This is a genomic window from Streptomyces sp. NPDC014995, from assembly GCF_043080745.1.
Classification (GTDB): domain Bacteria; phylum Actinomycetota; class Actinomycetes; order Streptomycetales; family Streptomycetaceae; genus Streptomyces.
Genome location: NZ_JBIBVX010000016.1, coordinates 179,447 through 200,374, shown reverse-complemented (window position 1 = coordinate 200,374; position 20,928 = coordinate 179,447). Strand labels below are relative to the sequence as shown.

Below are 20,928 nucleotides of genomic sequence, written 5' to 3'. Positions count from 1 at the left end.
CTGCGTGGCCGCCCCCAGGGGTGCATGGGCCCGCCCTGGAGGCCGGGCGTACCGGCACCAGCCAACCGCCACGGCGCCTGCCCCGGCCGCGCATCTGACATGCCGTCACTCGTCACCCGGCGACCGGTTCCCGCCACCGTCGCCCGGTACGCTGAGTGATCAAGTTCTTGACCACAAGCGGTCAAGCGGCGGTTGGAGCGCGCATGGAGAGCTCACGCGCCTGGCGGCGTCCCACACTCGGCGCCGTGGCCGCCCGGGCAGGCGTGTCCACAGCCACGGTGTCGAACGCGCTCAACGGCACCGGACGGCTCTCCGAGGCGACCAGGCAGATCGTGCTGACCGCGGCACGCGAACTCGGCTACGCCCCGGCCAGCACGGCCCGTGCCCTGGCCCGGGGCGGTACCGGAGTGCTCGGCCTGACCATGACGACGTACGGCGACCTCCCCGTCCCGTACACCGAGATTCCGTACTACGCCGACCTGACGCTGGGCGCCATGGCGGCGGCGCACGAGCGCGGCTATCTGCTGCTGGGGATGCCGAGTTCGATGTCACCGTGGATGTGGCTCAACACACCGATGGACGGCGTCATCCACGTCGCACCGCGCGCCGACGACCCGGTGCGGGCCATCCTGCGGGAGCGTGGCATACCGATGATCAGCGAAGGCCGGCCGCCCGAGCCGCATCCGTGCGACGCATGGGTGGACGCCGACTACGAAGCAGGCCTGCGCCTGCTGCTCGACCACCTGACGGAGCGCGGCGCCCGGCGCATCGGGCTCTCCCTGCCTCTTCACGACGACGCGTACCCGCACCTCATCGAGCGCGCCTACCGGTCCTGGTGCGACGAACACCGCGTGCCTGCCCTCATGGAGGAGTACGCCACGCTGCCCGACTACTTCACGGCCGAACAGGACGCGGTCAGCCGGCTGCTCGCCCGCGACCCGGGACCGGACGCCGTCATCGGCGTCTACTCCGACTCCGGCCACAACATCCTCGCCGCCGCTCGGCACCACGGTCTTCGGGTACCCAGGGATCTGCTGGTGGCGTGCGTCAGCGAGGACCCGCACTACGCGACGACCGCCCCGCCCGTCACCACCCTCAGCCTCCGCCCCGACCAGGTGGGCGCCGAAGCGGTCGACCTGCTGATCGCTGTCATCAACGCCTGCAGCGGCGTGGACCGCCGCCGACTCGTGGCACCGGTGCTGCTCCCTCGACGGTCGACACGGCGCGCGGTGCGACGGCAGAACGGCACACCGTGACCGAGTGGAGTCGGTGTCCGCTGCCCGATTGCGCCGCCGGCGTGCGGGGTGCGGCCGCTCGAGGGCGGTGTGCGGTGGCGGGATGCTGGAGGCAGGGCCCGTGAGGACGACGCGGCCCCCTGCTGAGTGGCTGCACGAACGAGGTCGGGGTGTCTCATGGACAACGATCCCGACACCACCACAGGAACCAGGGGTGCGGGAGCGCCCGAGGACTTCGCCGTCGTCATCGACGCCCGCGGAGCCGTCATGGCGTGGAGCGCGGGAGCGGGGCGCCTGCTCGGATACCGGTCCGAGGAGGTGGTCGGTCGGCCGGCCGCGTACCTGCTCGCCGCGAAGCTGCCCACCGCGCTGCGGCGCCACCTGGTCGCCGGGCAGCCGTGGACGAGCGATGTGTCGCTGCGGAAACGGGACGGAGACCGTGTCAAGGTGCAGCTTCGGGGCATGCCGCTGGCGGACGCCGACGGCGGGACCCCGTGGATTGTCACCCCGGCGGCGACGACATACGCCGCCGCGCCGACCGATACGGGGACGGCGAAGCTGTGGGACCTCACGCTCGCGCAGCTCCCGCTGCCCGTGGCCGTCTACGACGATGAGGCGCGGTTCGTGGCGTGCAACCAGGTGATGAGCCGTGCCATGGGGCTGACCCAGGAGGAGATGCGGGTCCTGACGTTGTGGGGGATCTCTCCTGTCCCGCCTCTGGACGAGATCGACCGCCTCCAGCGGCAGGTGGTGCGCACGGGTGAGATGGTCTTCCGCGAGGAGCAGCCTTTCCGGGCCTCCGGTGAGGTCCGCGATCACGCGTGGTCGGTCTATCTGTCCCCGCTGAAGGACCCGGCGGGCGCGGTGCTGGGACTGTCGGCGCTGGTGATCGACATCACCGGGCAGTACTGGGCCCGGCGCCGCCTGGCCGTGCTCAACGAGGCCGGCACGCGCATCGGCGCAGCAGCACCGCCCCGCACCTGCGGCGGGCCCGCGTCTTCGACGAGGGCGGACGCGGACTGCTGCTCGTCGCCCAGATCGCCGACCGCTGGGGCAGCCGCCACACCGCCACCGGCAAGACGATCTGGGCCGAGCAATCACTGCCCCACTGAGAGTCCCGGCGGCTCGTGCGGCACAACAACCAGTGGCTGACCCTCGCCACCACCGGCGGCCCTTCCGGCTGGGGCCCGGCGCCCCCCTGCTGACCGCCTGAACCTCGACCACCCGCGCATCCCGCCGGGCAACTCGCCCGCCGGGGTCTCGGCGCTGTGTGCCGTGGTGCCTGCCTCCCGGCTGCGCGGCGACCTCAGGCCATCGCCAGGACGGCTGAGATCAGCGCCCGCAGGCAGACACCTTCGGCCTCCTTGTCCGGGCGTGAGAGGTGCTGCATCGTCAGGCCGTCGAAGCCCGCGTGGAAGAACCTCGCGATCGTCTCGGCGGGCTGGGCGAGCTGGTGACCGGTGCGTTCGGCGGCCTCGCTGATCAGTCGCCGTCACCGCCAAGATGCCGCTGTAGTGGCTGTGCAAAGCCTCCTGGAGATGGGGCGTACGCAGGGCGGACATGGAGATCTCAGTGAGGAGCTGGTAGGACGCGGGCTGTTCGAGCATGGTGCGCCAGAGCGCCTCGGCGAGCGCGACGATCGTGTCCTCGAAGCCCGCGTCCGTGGGCGCGGCCTGCTCGACCTGGGCGACCAGGTCCTGGGTGAGCTGCTCCATCGCGGCCCGGTACAGCTCTTCCTTCGTGCCGAAGGTGTAGTGCACGGTCGCCTGGGCCACACCGAGCTCCGTCGCGATGGCGCGGGTGGTGGGCGCCTGACGGGCATTTGCCCGGGTCAGGCGCCCATTTTTTCTGCGCCTAGAAGAAGCCCAGCTTCTTCGGCGAGTACGACACCAGCAGGTTCTTCGTCTGCTGGTAGTGCTCCAGCATCATCTTGTGCGTCTCGCGGCCGATCCCGGACTGCTTGTAGCCCCCGAACGCCGCGTGCGCCGGGTAGGCGTGGTAGCAGTTCGTCCAGACGCGGCCCGCCTGGATCGCCCGGCCCGCGCGGTACGCCGTGTTGATGTCCCGCGTCCACACCCCGGCCCCGAGGCCGTACGACGTGTCGTTGGCGATCTTGATCGCGTCGTCGAAGTCGTCGAACGATGCCACCGAGACGACCGGTCCGAAGATCTCCTCCTGGAAGATCCGCATGCGGTTGTCGCCCTCGAAGATGGTCGGCTGGACGTAGTAGCCGCCCTTCAACTCGCCGTCGTACTCGGCGCGTTCGCCGCCCGTGAGGACCTTGGCGCCCTCCTGCCGGCCGATGTCGATGTAGGAGAGGATCTTCGCGAGCTGGTCGCCGGAGGCCTGGGCGCCGATCATGGTGTCGGTGTCGAGGGGGTGCCCGGGCTTGATCAGCTCGGTGCGGGCGACGGCCGCGGCCAGGAAGTCGGGGTAGTTGCCGCGCTGGATGAGGCCCCTGGACGGGCAGGTGCACACCTCGCCCTGGTTCAGCGCGAACATCGTGAAGCCCTCCAGGGCCTTGTCGCGCAGTTCGTCGTCCTTCTCCCACACGTCGTCGAAGAAGATGTTCGGCGACTTGCCGCCCAGCTCCAGGGTGACCGGCTTCAGGTTCTCCGCGGCGTACTGCATGATCAACCGGCCCGTGGACGTCTCACCCGTGAACGCGATCTTCGCCACCCGCGCGCTCGACGCGAGCGGCTTGCCCGCCTCCTCACCGAAGCCGTTGACGATGTTCACCACGCCCGGCGGCAGCAGGTCCGCCACCAGGCTCATCCAGTAGTGCAGCGAGGCCGGCGTCTGTTCGGCGGGTTTGATGACGACCGCGTTGCCCGCGGCGAGGGCCGGCGCGAGCTTCCACGTGGCCATCAGGATGGGGAAGTTCCACGGGATGATCTGCGCGACGACACCGAGCGGCTCGTGGAAGTGGTACGCCACCGTGTCGTCGTCGACCTCGCTCAGCGAACCCTCCTGCGCGCGGACCGCGCCGGCGAAGTAGCGGAAGTGGTCGATGGCCAGTGGAATGTCCGCCGTCAGCGTCTCGCGGACCGGCTTGCCGTTCTCCCAGCTCTCCGCGACCGCCAGCGGCTCCAGGTGCGCCTCCATCCGGTCCGCGATCTTCAGCAGGATGTCGGAGCGCTCGGTCGCCGACGTCCGGCCCCAGCCCGGGGCGGCCGCGTGCGCCGCGTCCAGCGCCCGCTCCACGTCCTCCGCCGTACCGCGCGCCACCTCCGTGAACGGCTCACCGTTCACCGGTGACGGGTTCTCGAAGTACTGCCCCCGGGCCGGGGGCACGTACTCGCCGCCGATGAAGTGGTCGTAGCGCGCCTGGTAGGAGACGATCGCGCCCTCGGTTCCGGGCGCCGCGTAACGGGTCATGGTGGCCTGCCTCCCTCAGCAGCGCTGCCCGCCGTTGGGCAGCTCTCCGCGGGAGGCTAGGGAAGCGGACGTTGCAGGAACGTTGCGGTGCCTGCCGGGTGCCGCCCTCCCGGCGTTCGGAAGGCGGGGTGCTGGGAGGCCGACGCGTCCATCCGGCCGGGTACCGCCAGTTCCGACTCCAGCGCGGCCAGCCGGGCCCGGACCGCCGCCGTCGGGCGGGCCGTCGCCAGCGCCCGCCACACGTCGAGGTCGTCCTCACCCCAGGGCGCGTGTGCCCAGTCCGCCAGCAGGTCCGGGTCGCCGCGGGCGATCAGCGCGGCGCGCAGGCCGTCGGCCAGGCGGTGCCTGAGCCGCACGACCGCCGGCGCCTGCGACGCCGGCAGCAGCGGTCCGGTGTACGCCGTCACGGCCGCCGTGGTCGCGCCGGCCGCCAGGCGCCGTTCGACCACGGCGACGTCCGACTCGACGGGAACGGTGAGCCGATAGGGACGCGAGGCCAGCAGCCCCGGACCCAGGACCCCGCGGAGCCGGGCGAGTTCGGCCCGCAGCGTCACCGGCGTCACCGACTCGTCCTCGTACAGCGCGCACAGCAGCTCGTCGCCGGTCAGGCCCTCCGGGTGGCGGGCCAGCAGGACCAGGATCTCGCTGTGCCGACGGCTGAGCCGGAGCCCGCGGCCACCGGTGGTCAGGTGCGCCTCGTCCCGGCCCAGCACGGTCAGCTCCGGCGTGACGGTGTCCGGCCGCTCGGGGGAGAGCAGCGCGAGGTGGGACTCGGCGGCCCGCGCGACAGCCTGGACGAATCCCAGGCTGTGCGGATGGGCCAGCCCGTCCCCGCCGGTGATGTCCACCGCGCCCAGCACGCGCCCGGTCCGCGGATCGTGCACCGGGGCCGCCGCGCACGTCCACGGCTGCACCCGACGGATGAAGTGCTCGGCCGCGAACACCTGCACCGGCCGGTCGACGGCGACCGCCGTGCCCGGTGCGTTCGTCCCGACCGCGCTCTCCGCCCACCGCGCGCCCGGCACGAAGTTCATCCGCCCCGCCTTCCGTCGCGTCGCCGGGTGGCCCTCGACCCACAGCAGCCTGCCGTGCGCGTCGCACACCGCGAGGAGATGCTCCCCGTCGGCGGCGAAGGTGCCCATGAGCTCACGGAACAGCGGCATCACCCGCGCCAGCGGATGCTCGGCCCGGTAGGCGCCGAGGTCACCGTCCATCAGCTCCACGCTCGCGGAGCCGTCGGGTCCGACGCCGGCCCGCGCCGAACGCCGCCACGAGTCCGCCACCACCGCCCGCACCGGCCGCGGCACCGTGCCCGCCGCGGTGAACGTCTCGTGCGCCCGCCGCAGTATCCGTACACGCTCGGCAGGGTCGGCCCCCGGCTCCAGGGCCACCCAGGGATCGGTCAACTCGGCCTCCCGAAGGCGATGCGGCTGGGGACATCGTCACTCCGGGTGTGTACGCCGACAACCGTTTGGACCGGAGTCCCCGAAAGGAACGAATCCGTTTGCGCCCACACGTGCGGTCAGGCGGAGGTGACGAGCCTCATGTAGCGGGCCCAGTCCCAGTTCGGGCCGGGATCGGTGTGGTCGGTGCCCGGCACCTCGTGGTGTCCGATGATGTGCGCCCGGTCCTTCGGGATGCCGTACCGGTCGCAGACCGACGCCGTCAGCCGGGCGGATTCCTCGTAGAGGGCGGAGGTGAAGTAGGCCGGCCGGTCCACCCACCCTTCGTGCTCGATGCCGATGCTGTGCCTGTTGTAGTCCCAGTTCCCCGCGTGCCAGGCGATGTCGGACTCGCGCACGCACTGCGCCACATGACCGTCGGCGGAGCGCACGACATAGTGCGCTGACACCTTCTTCCGCGGGTCCTGGAAGATGGACAGGGCCTCGGAGTAGGTGGTCTGTGTGACGTGGATGACGACGCGGTCGACGGTGTGGGTCGAGGGGCGGTTCTCCTTCGTGTAGTTGGAGGGGGTCGCCGGCTGCCAGGCGGCGACCGGATGGTCGACGGGCGCGGTCTGCGCGCCGGCCCGAGCGTCCGGGAGCAGCGCGTAGGGGATGGCGGCGAGGGCCGCGCCCCTCAGGATCCGCCGCCTGCCGGGCAGGGGTCTTGCTCGTTCCACGGGGTGGTGCCTTTCGGAGGACGGCCTTCTGGAGTGGGGCCTGCTGGAATCCGTACCGTCTCGCCGCCGGTCCTCAGCCCCGAGGCAGCGCCGCGGTCTCCCGCAGGCGTGCGTGCAGTCCGCGGTGTGTCGCGTGAGCCGGCAGCCATTCCTCGCGGAGCTTGGCCACGCACGTGTAGTTGGTGTCGTACGCATGGGCCAACGGCGACTCGACCGCCTGGGTTGCGAACTGGTACGCGTCCAGCTCGCCGAGTCCGTAGTCGCGCACCAGCCACCGCACCAGGTCCAGCTGGGATATGCGGAACGCGTCCTCCAACGGCCGGGCCGAACCGGCCGAGACGATGTGCGTGTCGGACTCGATGCGCGGCCAGGGCGTCGCCACCCCCTTGAGCGGTTCGACGTTCACCACGGTGTTCATCGCGCACTCCAGGCGTACTCGCCCGGTTCGGGGCGCACGGTCAGGACCCGGGGGTCGGTCATGCTGCACAGCTCCGTTCTGGGGGGCGGCCGTTGGAGGCGGGGACGCCGAGGCGGACGTGGGCGGTTGCGGGGATGTGTCCGGCACGACGGCGCCGGGCTGCGCCCGCGTGGATCACGTTACGGCGCCCGCCGGTGCCGCAGCAGACGACGACCGGGATCGGTGGACGACGCCGCAACTGTGGACAACTCGCTCACCCGAAGGGGGAGTTCCGGTCCCGATGACGTCCCCAGGACGGTGGTGCACCGAGCCGGACGCTCTTCCCGGCCGCCTCGACCACCACAGCCTCATGCACGACGACCTCGTCCCCGACGACACCCACCCGTCACGGCTTCATCCACGAAGGGCCCACCCCTCAGGACCTCATCCATGCGGCCCCACCCATCACGGCTTCAGTCCACGACGGCCCATCCGCACCACAGCCTCATCCACAACGGCCCGCAGCCATGACAGCTTCATTCACGACGGCCCTCACCCATCCCTCAACCACGACGGCCCTGACCCCCGACGGCCTTCGCCCATCACGGCCTCGTCAACGGCAGATTCCAGCCCCTCCCCGCCGAGGACAGGCCACCGGCAGGGCTCAGCCCCGCCCCGCCACCGCCGCCGGGTCGTCCAGTACGGCCCGCACCACGGAGTGCGCCGCCCCGAGCAACGGCCCCTCGGGGCCCAGCCGTGACACGGACACCGGGCAGGGCGGACCCGCGGTGCGCCGGGCGAGTTCGGTCTCCAGCGACGGCAGCAGCCAGGGCGCGAGGCCGGCCAGGGCGCCGCCGAGCACGACACCCTCGGGGTCCAGCAGATTGAGCGCCCCGGTCAGGGCGATACCGAGCGCCGTCCCCGCTTCGCGCAGGGCCCGACGTACGTCCTCGTCGCCGTCCGCCGCGCGGCCCGCCAGCAGGCCGACGCGGTCCTCACCCAGCTCCAGGCCGGCCGCCCGCAGGACGGCCTCCTCACCGGCGTACTGCTCCAGACAGCCACGCCCTCCGCACACGCAGCGGGGCCCGTCGGGGTGGACCGGCACATGGCCCAGCTCGCCCGCGAAGCCGCGGGTGCCGCGCAGCAGGCTGCCGTCCACGACCAGCGCGGCGCCGATGCCGATCTCCGCCGACACGTGCAGGAAGTCCCGCGGGGTGTCGGCACCGAGCCAGAGTTCGGCCAGTCCGCCGAAGTTGGCCTCGTTGTCGACGGTCAGCGGGAACGCACCGGGCAGCAGCGCACCGAGGTCGACGTCGTGCCAGTCCAGGTTCGGGGCGCGGACGACGGTGCGGGCGTCGCGGGCCACCAGACCGGGGACGGCGACGGCGAGCCCGGCCGGCCACAGCCCTTCCCCCTCCGCCTCCGCGACGACCTCGCGCACCAGGCGGGTGAGTTCCTCGACCACCGGTTCGGGAGAGCGGCCCCGGTTCGTGCCGTGCCGTTCGGCGCGCGCCCGTATCTCGCCCCGCAGGTCGACGGCGCAGACGGCGAGGTGGTCGACCCCGACCTCCGCGCCGATCCCCGCCGGACCGCGTCCGCTCACGGCGAGCGCCGAACCCGGCCGCCCCACCCGGCCGGGCCGCTCGGGGCCCAGCTCCTCCAGCAGACCGGTGCGTATGAGTTCGTCGACGAGGGTCGACACCGCTGCCCGGGTCAGACCGATGCGCGAGGCGACCGCCGCCCGCGAGAGCGGTCCCTCGGCGCTGACGGCGTGCATCACCCGGGCCAGGTTGCGGCGGCGCATGCCCTGCTGGGTGTCGGGCAGCGCCCGTCCCGGCCCGGCCGGGCGCGCCTCGTGCAGCGGTGCGGTCATGCCTCCGTCGATTCTCAGTGGGTGTCCGTGGCCCGGTCCAGGAGCGGGGCCGCGTCGGAGAGTACCCCGGCGATCCGGGCCAGGGCCGCCTCGTCCCGCTCGACGGCGTCGAGCACCGGGCCCCGCGCGGTGTTCCAGCGCCGGGCGACGGCCGCCGGGTCCTCGCCGGTCAGCAGCCCGGCCGCCTGCGCCGCCGCCCCGAGCGCGACCAGCTCCTTGGCCTCCGGGATCTGCACCGGCCGCCCGGACAGCCGGCGTACGGTTTGCTGCCAGGCCGTGCCGCGGGCGCCGCCGCCGATCAGCAGCAGCGGGGCCGAGCGGTCCGCGTCCTCGTCGAGGACGAGGTCGAGCGCGCCGAGCAGGGAGTGGACGGCGCCGTCGTAGGCGGCCTGCAGGAGCTGGCCCGCGGTGGTGTCGTGGCGCAGACCGAGCAGGAGGCCGGAGGCGTTCGGCAGGTTCGGGGTGCGTTCGCCGTCCAGGTAGGGCAGGAGGGTGAGGTCCGCCGCGGGTTCCACGGCCTCGCGGTCCAGGCCCAGCAGGGCCGCGATCCGGTCGACGGCGAGCGTGCAGTTCAGGGTGCAGGCCAGCGGCAGCCAGTCCCCGTGGGCGTCGGCGAAGCCGGCCACCGTGCCGGTCGGATCGGTGGGACGCCGCTTCGACACCGCGTACACCGTGCCCGAGGTGCCGAGGCTCAGCACCGGAGTGCCGGGGCGCAGTCCCAGACCCAGCGCGGCGGCGGCGTTGTCGCCGGTGCCCGCGGCGACCAGGGTGCCCTTGGAGAACGGCAGGTCGTGGCTGTCGCGTACGGTCCCCGCGACCTCGCCGGGCCGCACCACGCGCGGCAGCAGCGCGGGGTCGAGGCCCACATGGGCCAGGATCTCCTGGTCGTACGCCTCGGTGCCGGACGCCCACCAGCCGGTACCGGAGGCGTCACCGCGGTCGGTCGTGCCCTCGCCCGTGAGGCGCTGGGTGAGGTAGTCGTGGGGGAGCCGGACGGCCTTCGTGGCGCGCAGGGCCTCCGGCTCGTTCTCCGCCAGCCAGGCCCACTTCGTGACCGTGAAGGAGGCGGCCGGGACGGACCCGGTGCGCTCCGCCCAGAACTTCGCGCCGCCCAGTTCCCCGGTCAGTCGACGCGCCTGCGGGGCCGAGCGCACGTCGTTCCACAGCAGCGCCGGGCGCACCGGCTCGCCGTGCTCGTCCAGGGTCACGAGCCCGTGCTGCTGTCCGCCGATCGACACCGCGGCGGCCTCGTGCGCCGCGTCACCGCACTGGCGCAGCGCCTCGCACAGGGCGTCCCACCACTGGCGCGGGTCGCTCTCACGGCCGGCGCCCGAGGACACGGTGTGCGGCGCCTGGCCGCCGGCGACCACCTGGCCGGTGGCCGCGTCGACGACCAGCACCTTGGTGGACTGGGTGGACGTGTCCACGCCGACGACGAGCGGACCCTCGGCTGCTGACATCGGGCTCTCCCTAAGTTTTTCCGCGGCTCTGCGGGATCTGTCTTCCCAGAGATGCGTCCGCATACTAATTTGTAAACGGCCATGACGAAATAGTCTGCAAGCAAGGAGCCGCGGCATGAGCTACCAGCCCACCCCAGAGGACAGGTTCACCTTCGGTTTGTGGACCGTCGGCTGGCAGGGACGGGACCCGTTCGGCGACGCCACGCGGCGTGCCCTGGACCCGGTCGAGACCGTGCAGCGCCTGGCCGAGCTAGGCGCCTACGGCGTGACCTTCCACGACGACGACCTGATCCCCTTCGGGTCCTCCGACACCGAGCGCGAGGCGCACATCAAGCGGTTCCGCCAGGCGCTGGACGCCACCGGCATGACCGTGCCGATGGCCACCACCAACCTCTTCACGCACCCCGTCTTCAAGGACGGCGCGTTCACGGCGAACGACCGCGACGTGCGCCGCTACGCCCTGCGCAAGACCATCCGCAACGTCGACCTGGCCGTCGAGCTCGGCGCCAAGGTCTACGTCGCATGGGGCGGCCGTGAGGGCGCGGAGTCCGGTGCCGCCAAGGACGTGCGCGTGGCCCTGGACCGCATGAAGGAGGCCTTCGACCTGCTGGGCGAGTACGTCACCGCCCAGGGCTACGACCTGCGCTTCGCCATCGAGCCCAAGCCGAACGAGCCGCGCGGTGACATCCTGCTGCCCACCGTCGGCCACGCCCTGGCGTTCATCGACCGCCTGGAGCGCCCGGAGCTGTACGGCGTCAACCCGGAGGTCGGCCACGAGCAGATGGCGGGCCTGAACTTCCCGCACGGCATCGCTCAGGCCCTGTGGGCGGACAAGCTCTTCCACATCGATCTCAACGGGCAGTCCGGCATCAAGTACGACCAGGACCTGCGCTTCGGCGCCGGCGACCTGCGTTCGGCGTTCTGGCTGGTCGACCTGCTGGAGAGCGCCGGCTACGCGGGCCCGAAGCACTTCGACTTCAAGCCGCCGCGCACCGAGGACCTCGACGGTGTCTGGGCGTCGGCCGCGGGCTGCATGCGCAACTACCTGATCCTCAAGGAGCGTGCGGCCGCGTTCCGCAACGACCCCGAAGTCCAGGAGGCCCTGCGCGCCTCCCGGCTGGACCAGCTGGCGCAGCCCACCGCCGCCGACGGCCTGCAGGCCCTGCTGGCCGACCGCTCCGCCTTCGAGGACTTCGACGCCGAGGCGGCCGCCGCCCGCGGCATGGCTTTCGAACGCCTCGACCAGCTGGCCATGGACCACCTGCTCGGCGCCCGGGGCTGACCGCACGCGCGCGTGGGTGCGGCCCGGGGACGCGTCCCCGCACGCGCGCACTCACGCGCGCACTCACGCGCGCACTCACGAGCGTGTGAATGTGGCGTCGCGGTCGCGCGCCGTGGAGCACGCACACGCGCGTACCGTCGCTCGCACGTCGTGCCGCGATCTCCGCACCGAATACGCCGGAATCATGCGGGCCATGGCATGAGCCCGTACCGAGTTCCGTGCGGAGGTCGCGCCCCGGCCGGTCCGCGGCGACGCTGGACGGTATGGCCATGCCGCCCGTACCGCCCCAGCCGCCCGGCCCGCCGGGTGACACGCCGCCTCCGGGCGGCTTCGGACCGCCTCCCCCGGGGTTCGGCCCCGATCACGGCGCGGGAGGGGCCGGCCGGCCGCCGTCTCCGCCGCCCTCGTCGCCGTCGGATCCTTCCGGCGGTTCCGGGAGGCGCCGGAACCCCCTCTTCGCCGTGCTCGCGCTGCTGGTCGCCGCCGCAGCCGTCGCCGCCGTCGTGCTGATGGCGTCGGGGAACGACGACTCGCCGGACGAGAACCCGCCGACGGGCACCGGTTCCTCTCCCGCGCCCTCCATCAGCCTTCCGAGTGAGCTGCCCAGTGGCCTGCCGAGCGACCTGCCCTCCCAGCTCCCCAGCGAACTGCCGACCGCACTGCCGACAGAGGTGCCGACCGAGGTGCCGAGCGGCCTCGCGTCGCTTCTGCCGTCCCTGGGCGACCTGGCGCCGTAGCCGGGTTGCACTACGGCACACGCGTGTGAAGGCACGCAACGCCCGGTAGGGCTCTTCGCGCACGCGTGCAAGGGCTTCTCACCCACGCGCGCGTGTGCCGTCACGCCGGGCGGTACGTCCGCCGTGACGGACCGGTGGACGCGGAGCCGACCGGTGGCGTGCGAGGACTCCGGGCCTGCCCACTGGGAGGCAAGTGCGGTGACAGCAGCCCGAGTCGGGCCACCCGTCGAACGTCGCGCGACGGTTGGGGCACTCGTCGAACCCCGCGCCACGCCCCGGTGCACGCGCGGCGTCAACCACCCGACGGAGCGGCCCCGCACCCGACTCCCCTTTGGGGAAGCCCGGACCCGCCGTAGGACGGCCCTGGGCCACGCCCCCGACTCCCCGTTAGCGAAGCCCGGCCCCGCCGTAGGACGGCGCTTCCTCCGTCTCGGAGCGGATCGAGGCCAGGGCCGTCGCCGGGTCCAGTGCCGCGTCCCCGGCAGGCACCCAGCGGCCCCGCTCCTCGCGGTACGGCCACCAGCGCCCGTCCCGTCCCAGGCGCAGTTGGCCGGCCGCCCCGACGACGGTCCAGCGGTTGCCTCTCGCCCGCAGCGCCGGCCGTTCGTCCTCCTCCCAGGCCGAGTCCAGCGCGGCACGCGCGCGGGCGAGGGCCTCGCCCTCCACGGTCCACTCCGCCTCCAGCACGGACAGGGCGGCCGCACCTCCGAGCCGCCAGGCCCGGACGGCCAGCGCCAGCTGCTCCCGGCTGCGCCCCGATCCGGTGGCGAGCCGGTCCACCATGGGCGAGGCCGGCTCGGGGGCGCCCGGACGGCCCGCCGCCAGCCGCACCGCGTCCTCAGCCACCGTCGACCATGGTGCGAGCGGCCACCGTTCCACCCCGGGACGCAGTGCCTCCGCGAGCAGGGCGTGGGCCTCCGCGGCCGTCCGGGCGGCCAAGGCCTCCAGGGCCGTCGGGTCCACGTCCCCGGGAGGCGGGGCGTCCGTGTCCAACGACGGCGGCACGCCGGGTTCCTCCGGGAGTACCGGTACGGCGGGCAGGGGAGGCAGGACGTGCCCGGTCAGGTAGGCCTCCGCCGCGTCCACCCCTTCCTGCCGCGAGGGCGCCGTCCCGGCCGGTTCGGCTCCGCCGCGGGCCTGGAGGTCGTCCAGCAGGGCTTGTTCCGCGCGTCCCCGCAGGAGGAACAGGACGAACGGATCCTGGTCGAGCAGCCGCGCCACCTGGTAGCACAACGCCGCCGTGTGGCCGCAGTGGTCCCAGGCGCCGCAGTCGCACTCCGCCTCCAGGTCGCCCAGACCCGGCAGCAGCTCGATCCCGGCCGTCGCCGCGTCCTCGACCAGATGCGGCGGCATCTCGCGGTCGAGGAGTGCGGCGACGTGTCCGGCCCGCTCCACCGTCAGGTCGAGGAACCGGTCCCACTGCGCGTCCGTCAGGACGTCGAGCAGCACGTCGGCCCGGTGCGCCGTGCGGTCGCGGTCCTGGACGACGGCCGTGAGGCGCCCCGGACGCACCGACACCGCGCCCACGCCTCCCGCGCGCGCGAGCCTGCGGCCCGTGCGCACCTGCCCCGCGTCCAGCGCCCCGTCCTCCAGGGCCGCCAGCCAGGCCCGGCCCCACCAGGTCTGCGCGAACCCCCTCCCACGCTCGGGAGGCAACGCCGCGAACGTCCGTTCCCTGTCGCCGTCGTACCGATTCATCGCGTGCCCCCTCGCAGTTCCACCAGCTCGGCCAGTTCGGCGTCGGAGAGTTCCGTGAACCCGGCCTCACCGGCCCCGAGGACGGCGTCCGCGAGGTCGCGCTTGCGGCGCAGCATGTCGGCGATGCGGTCCTCGATCGTGCCCTCCGCGATCAGCCGGTGCACCTGCACGGGCCGGGTCTGGCCGATGCGGTACGCCCGATCGGTGGCCTGCGCCTCGACGGCCGGGTTCCACCAGCGGTCGTAGTGCACGACGTGCTCCGCGCGCGTGAGGTTGAGCCCGGTGCCGGCCGCCTTCAACGACAGCAGGAACACGGGAACCTCGCCGTCCTGGAAACGCCGGACCATCGCCTCGCGCCCGGGGACGGGCGTCCCGCCGTGCAGGAACTGCGTCGGCACGCCCCGTGCGGCCAGGTGCCGCTCGAGAACCCGCGCCATGCGCACGTACTGCGTGAACACCAGGACGCTCGTCCCCTCCGCCAGGAGGGTGTCGAGGAGTTCGTCCAGGAGCTCCAGCTTTCCGGAGCGCCCGGCGGTCCGCGGCCGCTCCTCCTTGAGGTACTGCGCCGGATGGTTGCAGATCTGCTTGAGGCCGGTCAGGAGCTTCACGACCAGCCCGCGCCGCGCCATGTCGTCGGCCTCGGCGATCGCCGCGAGCGTCTCGCGCACCACCGCCTCGTACAGACCCGCCTGCTCCGCGGTGAGGGACACCGGGCGGTCGGTCTCCGTCTTGGGCGGCAGCTCGGGGGCGATCCCCGGGTCCGACTTGCGGCGGCGCAGCAGGAACGGTCCCACGAGCCGGGCGAGCCGCTCCGCCGCGGCCGGGTCACCGCCGCCCTCGACGGCTCGCGCGTACCGCGTGCGGAAGGTGCCCAGGCGGCCCAGCAGGCCCGGTGTCGTCCAGTCGAGGATCGCCCACAGTTCCGACAGGTTGTTCTCCACCGGGGTGCCCGTGAGCGCCACGCGCGCGCGTGCGCCGATCGTGCGCAGGGCCCGCGCGGTTTCCGAGTACGGGTTCTTCACGTGCTGCGCCTCGTCCGCCACGACCATGCCCCACGGCACCTCGCCGAGCCGGCTGGCGTCCAGCCGCAGGGTGCCGTAGGTCGTGAGGACGAACTCCCCGTCGGCCAGGGTGTCCAGGGCGCGTCGCGGTCCGTGGAAGCGGCGCACGGGCGTGCCCGGTGCGAACCTCTCGATCTCGCGCTGCCAGTTGCCCATCAGGGACGTCGGACAGACCACGAGGGTCGGACCGGCGGCCGAGGGGTCCGTCTGGCGGTGCAGGTGCAGCGCGATCAGCGTGACGGTCTTGCCGAGCCCCATGTCGTCGGCGAGGCAGCAGCCGAGCCCCAGGGCCGTGGTGCGGGCCAGCCAGTCGAGGCCGCGCCGCTGGTAGTCGCGCAGCGTGGCGGCGAGCGCGGCGGGTTGCGCCACCGGCTCCTGCTCCTCGGGGCGCGTCAGACGCTCCCGCAGCGCCGCCAGCCACCCGGTGGGGCGTACGTCGACCCGGCGGCCGTCGACCTCGGTGGAGCCCGTCAGAGCGGCGCTCAGGGCGTCGATCGGCGTCACCTTGCGGTCCTGCTGCGCGCGGGCGCGGCGCAGTTCCCGCGGATCGATCAGGACCCACTGGTCGCGCAGCCGCACGAGGGGGCGGTTGGCCTCGGCGAGCCGGTCCAGCTCCTCACGCGTGAGCTGACGGTCGCCCAGCGCGAACGACCAGGTGAAGGAGAGCAGCGCGTCCGCGGACAGGAACGACGGCGTGTCCGAGGCGGTCCGGTCCGATCCCGCTCCGTCCTCCGGTGGCCCCACCACCGCGCGGGCGGTCAGAGTACGGGCCAGCTCCCTCGGCCAGTGCACCTCGACTCCCGCGCCCGCCAGTGCTCGCCCTCCCTCGCCGAGGAGCTCCGTGACCTCCTCGGCGAGCAGGTCGACGGCTTCCGGGACGGCCGCCGACAGCAAGGGCGTGAGGGCGGGCCAGGCGCGGGCCGCACGGCGCAGGGCGAGCAACGCGTCCATCCGCGCGCGCGGCCCGAACGCCTGTCCCGCGGGTTCGGTGTCCTGCCATACGGCGACGGCGTCCGCGATCAGCGCGGGATCGCTCACGCTGTGCACCTGCGGCACGGCCCGGAACCTCGCCCCCGCCCCGTCGGGAGCCGGGTCGGAGAGCCCGGACACCTCGATCCGCAGCGAGATCCGTACGCCGGCGTCGTGGCCGGCTGCCACGTCGGCGGCCCACGCGCGCAGTTCCGGCACGCGCGAGGGCTGCTGCGCCGCGTACGCCGGGCCGCCCGTCACGAGCGGGGCGGCGGGGGAGCGGGGCAGTGCGTCCGCGACCGCGTCCAGGAAGGCCCGCAGCAGCGGCTCCGGATCGGGCAGGCGCAGCGGCAGGCCGTCGTCCAGCGGCGCGGCGTGTGCCTCCGGGGGCATCGCGGCGGCCAGCCGGCGTACACGATCGACGTCGTCCGGACCCAGCGGGCCCACGCGCCAGGCGTCGTGGTCGTCCGGGGACAGACCGGGCAGCAGCAGGCCGCGCGCGACGAACTCCAGTGCGGTCAGGGCCGCCGCGCCCCAGAAGGCGACGGCCCGGTGCCCGCCGGGGACGGCACGCGCGCGTGTGAGGACGGGCAGGGCGTCGCGCACCGGAAGCTGGACGGCAGGCAGGCGCACGAGCTCCACACCGGTCTCGGTGGGCCGGACGACGGACAGGTCCGTGACGGAACCGGAGGCGAAGCGGGGAGCGTCACCGTCGGGCCGCCAGAAGGCGACGCTGCCGGTACGCGCGGGCGTGCCGGGGAGGAACAGGGCGGGGTGGTGGGCCAGTTCGGAGATCTCGGACGGCGGTTCCGCAGAAACCCTCTGCACAGAGATGAGCCTACTCCTCAAGTTTGACTACTGAGCCGGTCGCCGAGGGTACAGCACTGTCGAGCCGAACGCGCACCCGATTTCAGCGGGCCGTCCGAAGGGGGAGCGGTGGCTTCTCCGGGGCATCTAAGGGGTGTACGTCAGGGACCTCTCAGAGTCGCGGACGGAACCGCGCGCCGCGCTGTCCCGTTCTCAGAGCAGAGAGCGGCAGTGGCCGCGGAGGAGGCGACGCACATGTCGAAGAACGCGAAGATCGCCGCAGGAGGTGTGGCCGTCGGGCTCCTTCTGCTGATCTGGCTGCCCTGGTGGGCGGCTCTGCTGATCATGCTGGGGGTTCCGGCGGCGGCGTACCTCACGCTGGATCCCGCGCAGCGGCGCAGGCTGCGCCGCGTCACCCGCAAGGAACTCGGTCGCTGAAAGGGCGGGGGTCGCGGTGCGGCCCCCGTCGTCCGGCCCGGACCCGGCCGACCACCTCGCCCCCCGGGGAGGCCGGCCGCTGCCCGCGCGGAGGGTCTCAGCTCGGCCGGACCGCCATCTTGTCGAGTGCCTCCAGGAGCCCCGGCAGTTCGGGCCCCCGGCCGACCGGCAGCACCTCGCCGGGCTCGTCGTCGAGCAGCACGAAGGCGATGTCGTCGGTCCTGGCCACCAGCGACCAGCCGGGGCCGTCGGCGCGCAGCGTGCGCGCGTCGCCGGGCGCGAACGACGAGCGCACACGGCCCAGGGGAGGCGGGGAGTCCACGTAGGCGCGTGCCTCCGCGAGGACGCGCCGGATGCCGCCGTGTCCCGTCGGCGCCTGCTTCCCGGCCTCCACCGCGGCATCGGCCCGAGCCCCGTCCTGTGCGGGCGCGAACTCGGCGTCGTCGATCTGTTCGCGCCACAGGGCCCACTGGAGGGCGATCTCGTCGGCTCCCAGCCGCCGCTGGGCGGGGCCCCAGGTACTCGTGTCCGGCGGGCACAGCGCGGGGCCGTCCGCGATCTCGGGGGCGGGGTCGTGCGGAGCGGGCACACCCGGAGCCGCGACGGCCACCTCCAGGGGCCAGCCGGGCAGTGCGGCGACCACCGTGCGCTCGTCGGGCGAGAGGTCGTACTCCATGCCGCAGTCCCACGACGCGATGGCGACGGCCACCAGTGACACGTCGTCGATGACGACCGTCCACCGCGCGCCCTCACCGTCCTGGCCCAGCACCAGGCCGTAACCGTCGGCGAGCGGCGCGAGGCCGAGCGCCGCGCAGGCCTCCGGGTAGTCGTCGCCGAGCACACTCGGGAACTTCGCCGGCGTCAGCAGCACCGCCGTGAGCACATAGAGCGCATCGTCCGCGGCGGCGACGGCGTCCTCGTCCGTCCCGGCCATCCCAGCCTCCCCATCGGTTCGTCCAACGGCGCGCACCCTAGTGCGGCGGGAAGGCGCTTGTCACGACTCCCCGACACACCCGGAGCTGCAGGTTTCCGGCCGGACGGGGGCGAATCCCCCCAGCGCGCCGGCTTCGGCTCACGCGGTGGGCAGCCCCATGAGCGCCCGGGCCACCGTTCGCGGCGACTCGTCGCGCTCTCGCGCCAGCGCGATGACCGCACGGCAGGCCAGTTCGTTGACCCCGAAGGACAGTGCCTCCGGCGACACCCAGCCCGCCGCCTCCTCCATCGTGTCCTGGTCGTCCTCCGCGCAGGCCGAGACGTAGGCGGCGGCCGCCTCGAACAGGTTGTGCGTGCGCTTCCCGCCCGTGTGCTCCGTCCCGCCCGCGCTCCCGTCGGCGGACCGCTCCCCGCCCGGACGCGCGCGCGTGGCGTCGAGCATTCTTCCCCAGACCCTGCGGACCCCGTCGAACATGCCCACCACCTTCCCCTGTGTGATTCCCCCGTGCCGAGCGTTCATCTTCTGCTACTCAACGTAGAGTTGGGGTTACGGCGGCAGAAGGGGGACGGCGCGGTGAAGCGCTTCGAGCGGCTCGAACAGATCCGGCGGATGGACCCGTACGAGGACGCCTCCGAGATCTACCGGCTCACCGTGGCGTACGAGTTCCCCTGGGACTTCGCCCGAGCCCTGGAACTGGCCCTGTACCGCACCTACGCGGTGCCGAGCATCGGCGGACTGCTGGCACGCACGGCGGAGCTCACGGACCGCACGCAGAAACGCTACGACGACACCTCGCTGCTCCTGGACGCCGTCGTCGAGCACGGCTTCGACACCGAGCAGGGCCGTACGGCCGTCCGCCGCATCAACCAGATGCACCGCAGTTACGACATCGGCGACGACGACATGAGGTACGTGCTCTGCACGTTCGTCGTGATGCCCAAGCGCTGGATCGACTCCTACGGATGGCGCAGGCTGTCCCGCCACGAGATCGTCGCCTCCACCGTCCACTACCGCACCCTCGGACAGCGCATGGGCATCAAGGGCGTCCCCGAGTCCTACGAGGACTTCGAAGCCTGCCTCGACGCCTACGAGGAGGCCCACTTCGCCTGGGACGAGGGCGGGCGGCGGGTCTCGGACGCCACGCTCGCCCTGATGGCGTCCTGGTACCCGCGGCCGCTCGCCCCCTTGCTGCGCACCGCCACCCTCGCCCTGCTCGACGAGCCCCTCCTGACGGCCTTCCGTTACACGGCGCCGGACCCTGTCACCCGCGCGCTGGTCCGCACAGCGGTACGCGCGCGTGGCCGCGCCGTCCGGCTGCTGCCACCGCGCCGCGCGCCGCACTTCGCACGGCAGAACCGGGAGATCAAGGGCTACCCGACCGGCTACCGGCTGGAGGACCTGGGCACCCGCCCGGTGCCCGGCGTCCGGGGCTGCCCCGTTCGGCACGTCGACGGGCCGGCCACCCGGTGAGCTCGGCGTTCAGCCGCCCAGCGAGTCCAGTGTGTCGCGCAGCCAGGCGACCTCGGCCCGGGACGTCGCCCGAGCGATGGTGAGCACGCCACGCCGGAACGGATCGTCCAGCTCCTCGGCGCTCAGCGGCCGGTCACCGTCTTCGACGGCGGCCACGCGCGCGTGCTGGACACGGTGGGTCCGCTGTGGTGGGCGGCGACCATGCGGCTGGCCGACCCGTGAGCCCTGCACCGCAGTGCCGTCGGACTGCGGCGCGGGTCCGACCCGGTCATGCGCGACATCCTGGCGGGACTCGACATGGTCGAGCGTGTCTACCTCCAGGGTGAGCTCAGCGGTGAACTCGCGGGAGCCGACGCCCTGGAGACGGCGGGCGTGCGCGTGGTGACGGTGCCCGCCGCCGGTCACAACGTCATGTTCGACAACCCCGACGCCTTCGTGACGGCGGTCGCCGGAGCGCCGTGAGCCTCAGTCCTCGCGGGCGGCCAGGGCCAGGAAGCGGGCGTTCTCGTCGACGTACGAGGTCAGGCGCCAGCCGGAACCGGCCAGCAGCGGCCGGAGGTTCGGCTCGGCGCGCAGGTCGTCCGGGGTGATCTGCCGTCCGTGGCGTGCGGCGAGCGCCGCTCTGCCGATCGGGTGGAAGAGCGCCAGCGTGCCGCCCGGGCGCACGACGCGGGCCAGCTCCCGCAGGTTCTCCGCCGGGCGGGGCAGGTGGGAGACGAGCCCCGCCCCGAACACGGCGTCGAGTGACCCGGAGCGCAGGGGCAGCGCGGCCACGTCGGCGAGCACCAACCGCCCGTCGCGGTGCCGCCCCGCGCGTACGGCCGCCGCCAGCATGGCCGGTGTCAGATCGGCCCCGACGACCACTCCCGACGGCCCCACGGCCGCCCGCAGGGGCGTCAGGGCCCGTCCGGTGCCGCAGCCCGCGTCCAGCACGCGGTCGCCCTCGCGCAGACCGAGGGCGGCGGCCGCGGCCGCGTAGGCGGGACCGTCGTCGGGGAACCGGCTGTCCCAGTCCGCCGCGCGCGCGGTGAAGAACTCCTGGACGTGTGTGTGGTCGTCGCTCATGT

16 protein-coding genes and 4 pseudogenes are annotated in these 20,928 nt (G+C 73.4%); 7 read left to right on the top strand and 13 right to left on the bottom strand.

All coding sequences use genetic code 11. The annotated features are described in order from the left end of the window. The first annotated feature begins 203 nt into the window (after window positions 1–203). A complete protein-coding gene (locus ACF1A1_RS30075) occupies window positions 204–1,256 on the top strand; it encodes a LacI family DNA-binding transcriptional regulator (RefSeq protein ID WP_392004154.1) in 1,053 nt (350 codons plus the stop codon). A 156-nt stretch (window positions 1,257–1,412) separates the two neighbouring features. Continuing rightward, entirely contained in the window at window positions 1,413–2,387 is a 975-nt protein-coding gene (locus tag ACF1A1_RS30070; protein WP_392004153.1) for a PAS domain-containing protein, read from the top strand. 154 nt (window positions 2,388–2,541) lie between these two features. Here ACF1A1_RS30070 and ACF1A1_RS30065 read toward each other — a convergent pair. The 7 genes and pseudogenes from ACF1A1_RS30065 to xylB form a co-directional block, all read right to left on the bottom strand. Next, window positions 2,542–3,046, bottom strand: a pseudogene (locus tag ACF1A1_RS30065) (TetR/AcrR family transcriptional regulator); the annotation flags it as partial. A gap of 43 nt (window positions 3,047–3,089) precedes the next feature. Further along, window positions 3,090–4,613: an aldehyde dehydrogenase family protein gene (locus ACF1A1_RS30060; protein ID WP_392004152.1), complete on the bottom strand. Its 1,524-nt coding sequence runs from the start codon at window positions 4,611–4,613 to the stop codon at window positions 3,090–3,092. A 56-nt stretch (window positions 4,614–4,669) separates the two neighbouring features. After that, window positions 4,670–6,019, bottom strand: a complete 1,350-nt coding sequence (locus ACF1A1_RS30055; protein WP_392004151.1) for a GAF domain-containing protein — start codon at window positions 6,017–6,019, stop codon at window positions 4,670–4,672. A gap of 116 nt (window positions 6,020–6,135) precedes the next feature. Continuing rightward, window positions 6,136–6,735 (bottom strand): N-acetylmuramoyl-L-alanine amidase, encoded by a 600-nt coding sequence (locus tag ACF1A1_RS30050; RefSeq protein ID WP_392004150.1) that lies wholly within the window; start codon window positions 6,733–6,735, stop codon window positions 6,136–6,138. Between the two features lie 73 nt (window positions 6,736–6,808). Beyond that, window positions 6,809–7,171: pseudogene (locus ACF1A1_RS30045) on the bottom strand (acetamidase); the annotation flags it as partial. Between the two features lie 625 nt (window positions 7,172–7,796). Beyond that, complete coding sequence (locus ACF1A1_RS30040) at window positions 7,797–9,005, bottom strand: ROK family protein (RefSeq protein ID WP_392004149.1); 1,209 nt, start codon at window positions 9,003–9,005, stop codon at window positions 7,797–7,799. Between the two features lie 14 nt (window positions 9,006–9,019). Next, window positions 9,020–10,465, bottom strand: a complete 1,446-nt coding sequence (xylB, locus tag ACF1A1_RS30035; RefSeq protein WP_392004148.1) for a xylulokinase — start codon at window positions 10,463–10,465, stop codon at window positions 9,020–9,022. 115 nt (window positions 10,466–10,580) lie between these two features. On the opposite strand from xylB, the gene xylA reads away from it, so the two are divergent. Both xylA and ACF1A1_RS30025 read left to right on the top strand, forming a co-directional pair. Next, window positions 10,581–11,747 carry a xylose isomerase gene (gene xylA, locus ACF1A1_RS30030; RefSeq protein ID WP_392004147.1) on the top strand — a complete coding sequence of 389 codons (1,167 nt, stop codon included), beginning with the start codon at window positions 10,581–10,583 and terminating at the stop codon, window positions 11,745–11,747. Between the two features lie 461 nt (window positions 11,748–12,208). Beyond that, the gene (locus tag ACF1A1_RS30025) at window positions 12,209–12,484 is read left to right on the top strand and encodes a hypothetical protein (protein WP_392004146.1); all 276 of its coding nucleotides are present in this window, start codon (window positions 12,209–12,211) and stop codon (window positions 12,482–12,484) included. Window positions 12,485–12,871: 387 nt separating this feature from the next. On the opposite strand, the gene ACF1A1_RS30020 is transcribed toward ACF1A1_RS30025, so the two are convergent. Both ACF1A1_RS30020 and ACF1A1_RS30015 read right to left on the bottom strand, forming a co-directional pair. Continuing rightward, window positions 12,872–14,182 (bottom strand): SWF or SNF family helicase, encoded by a 1,311-nt coding sequence (locus ACF1A1_RS30020; protein ID WP_392004145.1) that lies wholly within the window; start codon window positions 14,180–14,182, stop codon window positions 12,872–12,874. Next, complete coding sequence (locus ACF1A1_RS30015; protein WP_392004144.1) at window positions 14,179–17,040, bottom strand: DEAD/DEAH box helicase; 2,862 nt, start codon at window positions 17,038–17,040, stop codon at window positions 14,179–14,181. Before ACF1A1_RS30015 ends, ACF1A1_RS30020 begins: the two co-directional genes overlap by 4 nt. 234 nt (window positions 17,041–17,274) lie before the next feature. Here ACF1A1_RS30015 and ACF1A1_RS30010 point away from each other — a divergent pair, with 234 nt between their 5' ends. Then, window positions 17,275–17,457: a hypothetical protein gene (locus tag ACF1A1_RS30010; RefSeq protein WP_392004143.1), complete on the top strand. Its 183-nt coding sequence runs from the start codon at window positions 17,275–17,277 to the stop codon at window positions 17,455–17,457. Window positions 17,458–17,554: 97 nt separating this feature from the next. Here ACF1A1_RS30010 and ACF1A1_RS30005 read toward each other — a convergent pair whose 3' ends face one another. Together ACF1A1_RS30005 and ACF1A1_RS30000 are read right to left on the bottom strand one after the other, a co-directional pair. Beyond that, window positions 17,555–18,391, bottom strand: a complete 837-nt coding sequence (locus ACF1A1_RS30005; RefSeq protein ID WP_392004142.1) for a hypothetical protein — start codon at window positions 18,389–18,391, stop codon at window positions 17,555–17,557. Between the two features lie 138 nt (window positions 18,392–18,529). Further along, a complete protein-coding gene (locus ACF1A1_RS30000) occupies window positions 18,530–18,865 on the bottom strand; it encodes a hypothetical protein (RefSeq protein ID WP_392004141.1) in 336 nt (111 codons plus the stop codon). A gap of 99 nt (window positions 18,866–18,964) precedes the next feature. On the opposite strand from ACF1A1_RS30000, the gene ACF1A1_RS29995 reads away from it, so the two are divergent. Then, window positions 18,965–19,861, top strand: coding sequence for an oxygenase MpaB family protein (locus ACF1A1_RS29995; protein WP_392004140.1), 897 nt, complete (start codon window positions 18,965–18,967; stop codon window positions 19,859–19,861). Between the two features lie 9 nt (window positions 19,862–19,870). Here the strand turns inward: ACF1A1_RS29995 and ACF1A1_RS29990 are convergent. After that, window positions 19,871–20,002 (bottom strand): annotated as a pseudogene (locus ACF1A1_RS29990) (PadR family transcriptional regulator); the annotation flags it as partial. Between the two features lie 3 nt (window positions 20,003–20,005). Between ACF1A1_RS29990 and ACF1A1_RS29985 the strand changes: the two are divergent. Continuing rightward, a pseudogene (locus ACF1A1_RS29985) lies at window positions 20,006–20,323 on the top strand (alpha/beta hydrolase); the annotation flags it as partial. Between the two features lie 3 nt (window positions 20,324–20,326). On the opposite strand, the gene ACF1A1_RS29980 reads toward ACF1A1_RS29985, so the two are convergent. Further along, window positions 20,327–20,926 carry a class I SAM-dependent methyltransferase gene (locus ACF1A1_RS29980; RefSeq protein WP_392004139.1) on the bottom strand — a complete coding sequence of 200 codons (600 nt, stop codon included), beginning with the start codon at window positions 20,924–20,926 and terminating at the stop codon, window positions 20,327–20,329. Window positions 20,927–20,928: the final 2 nt, after the last annotated feature.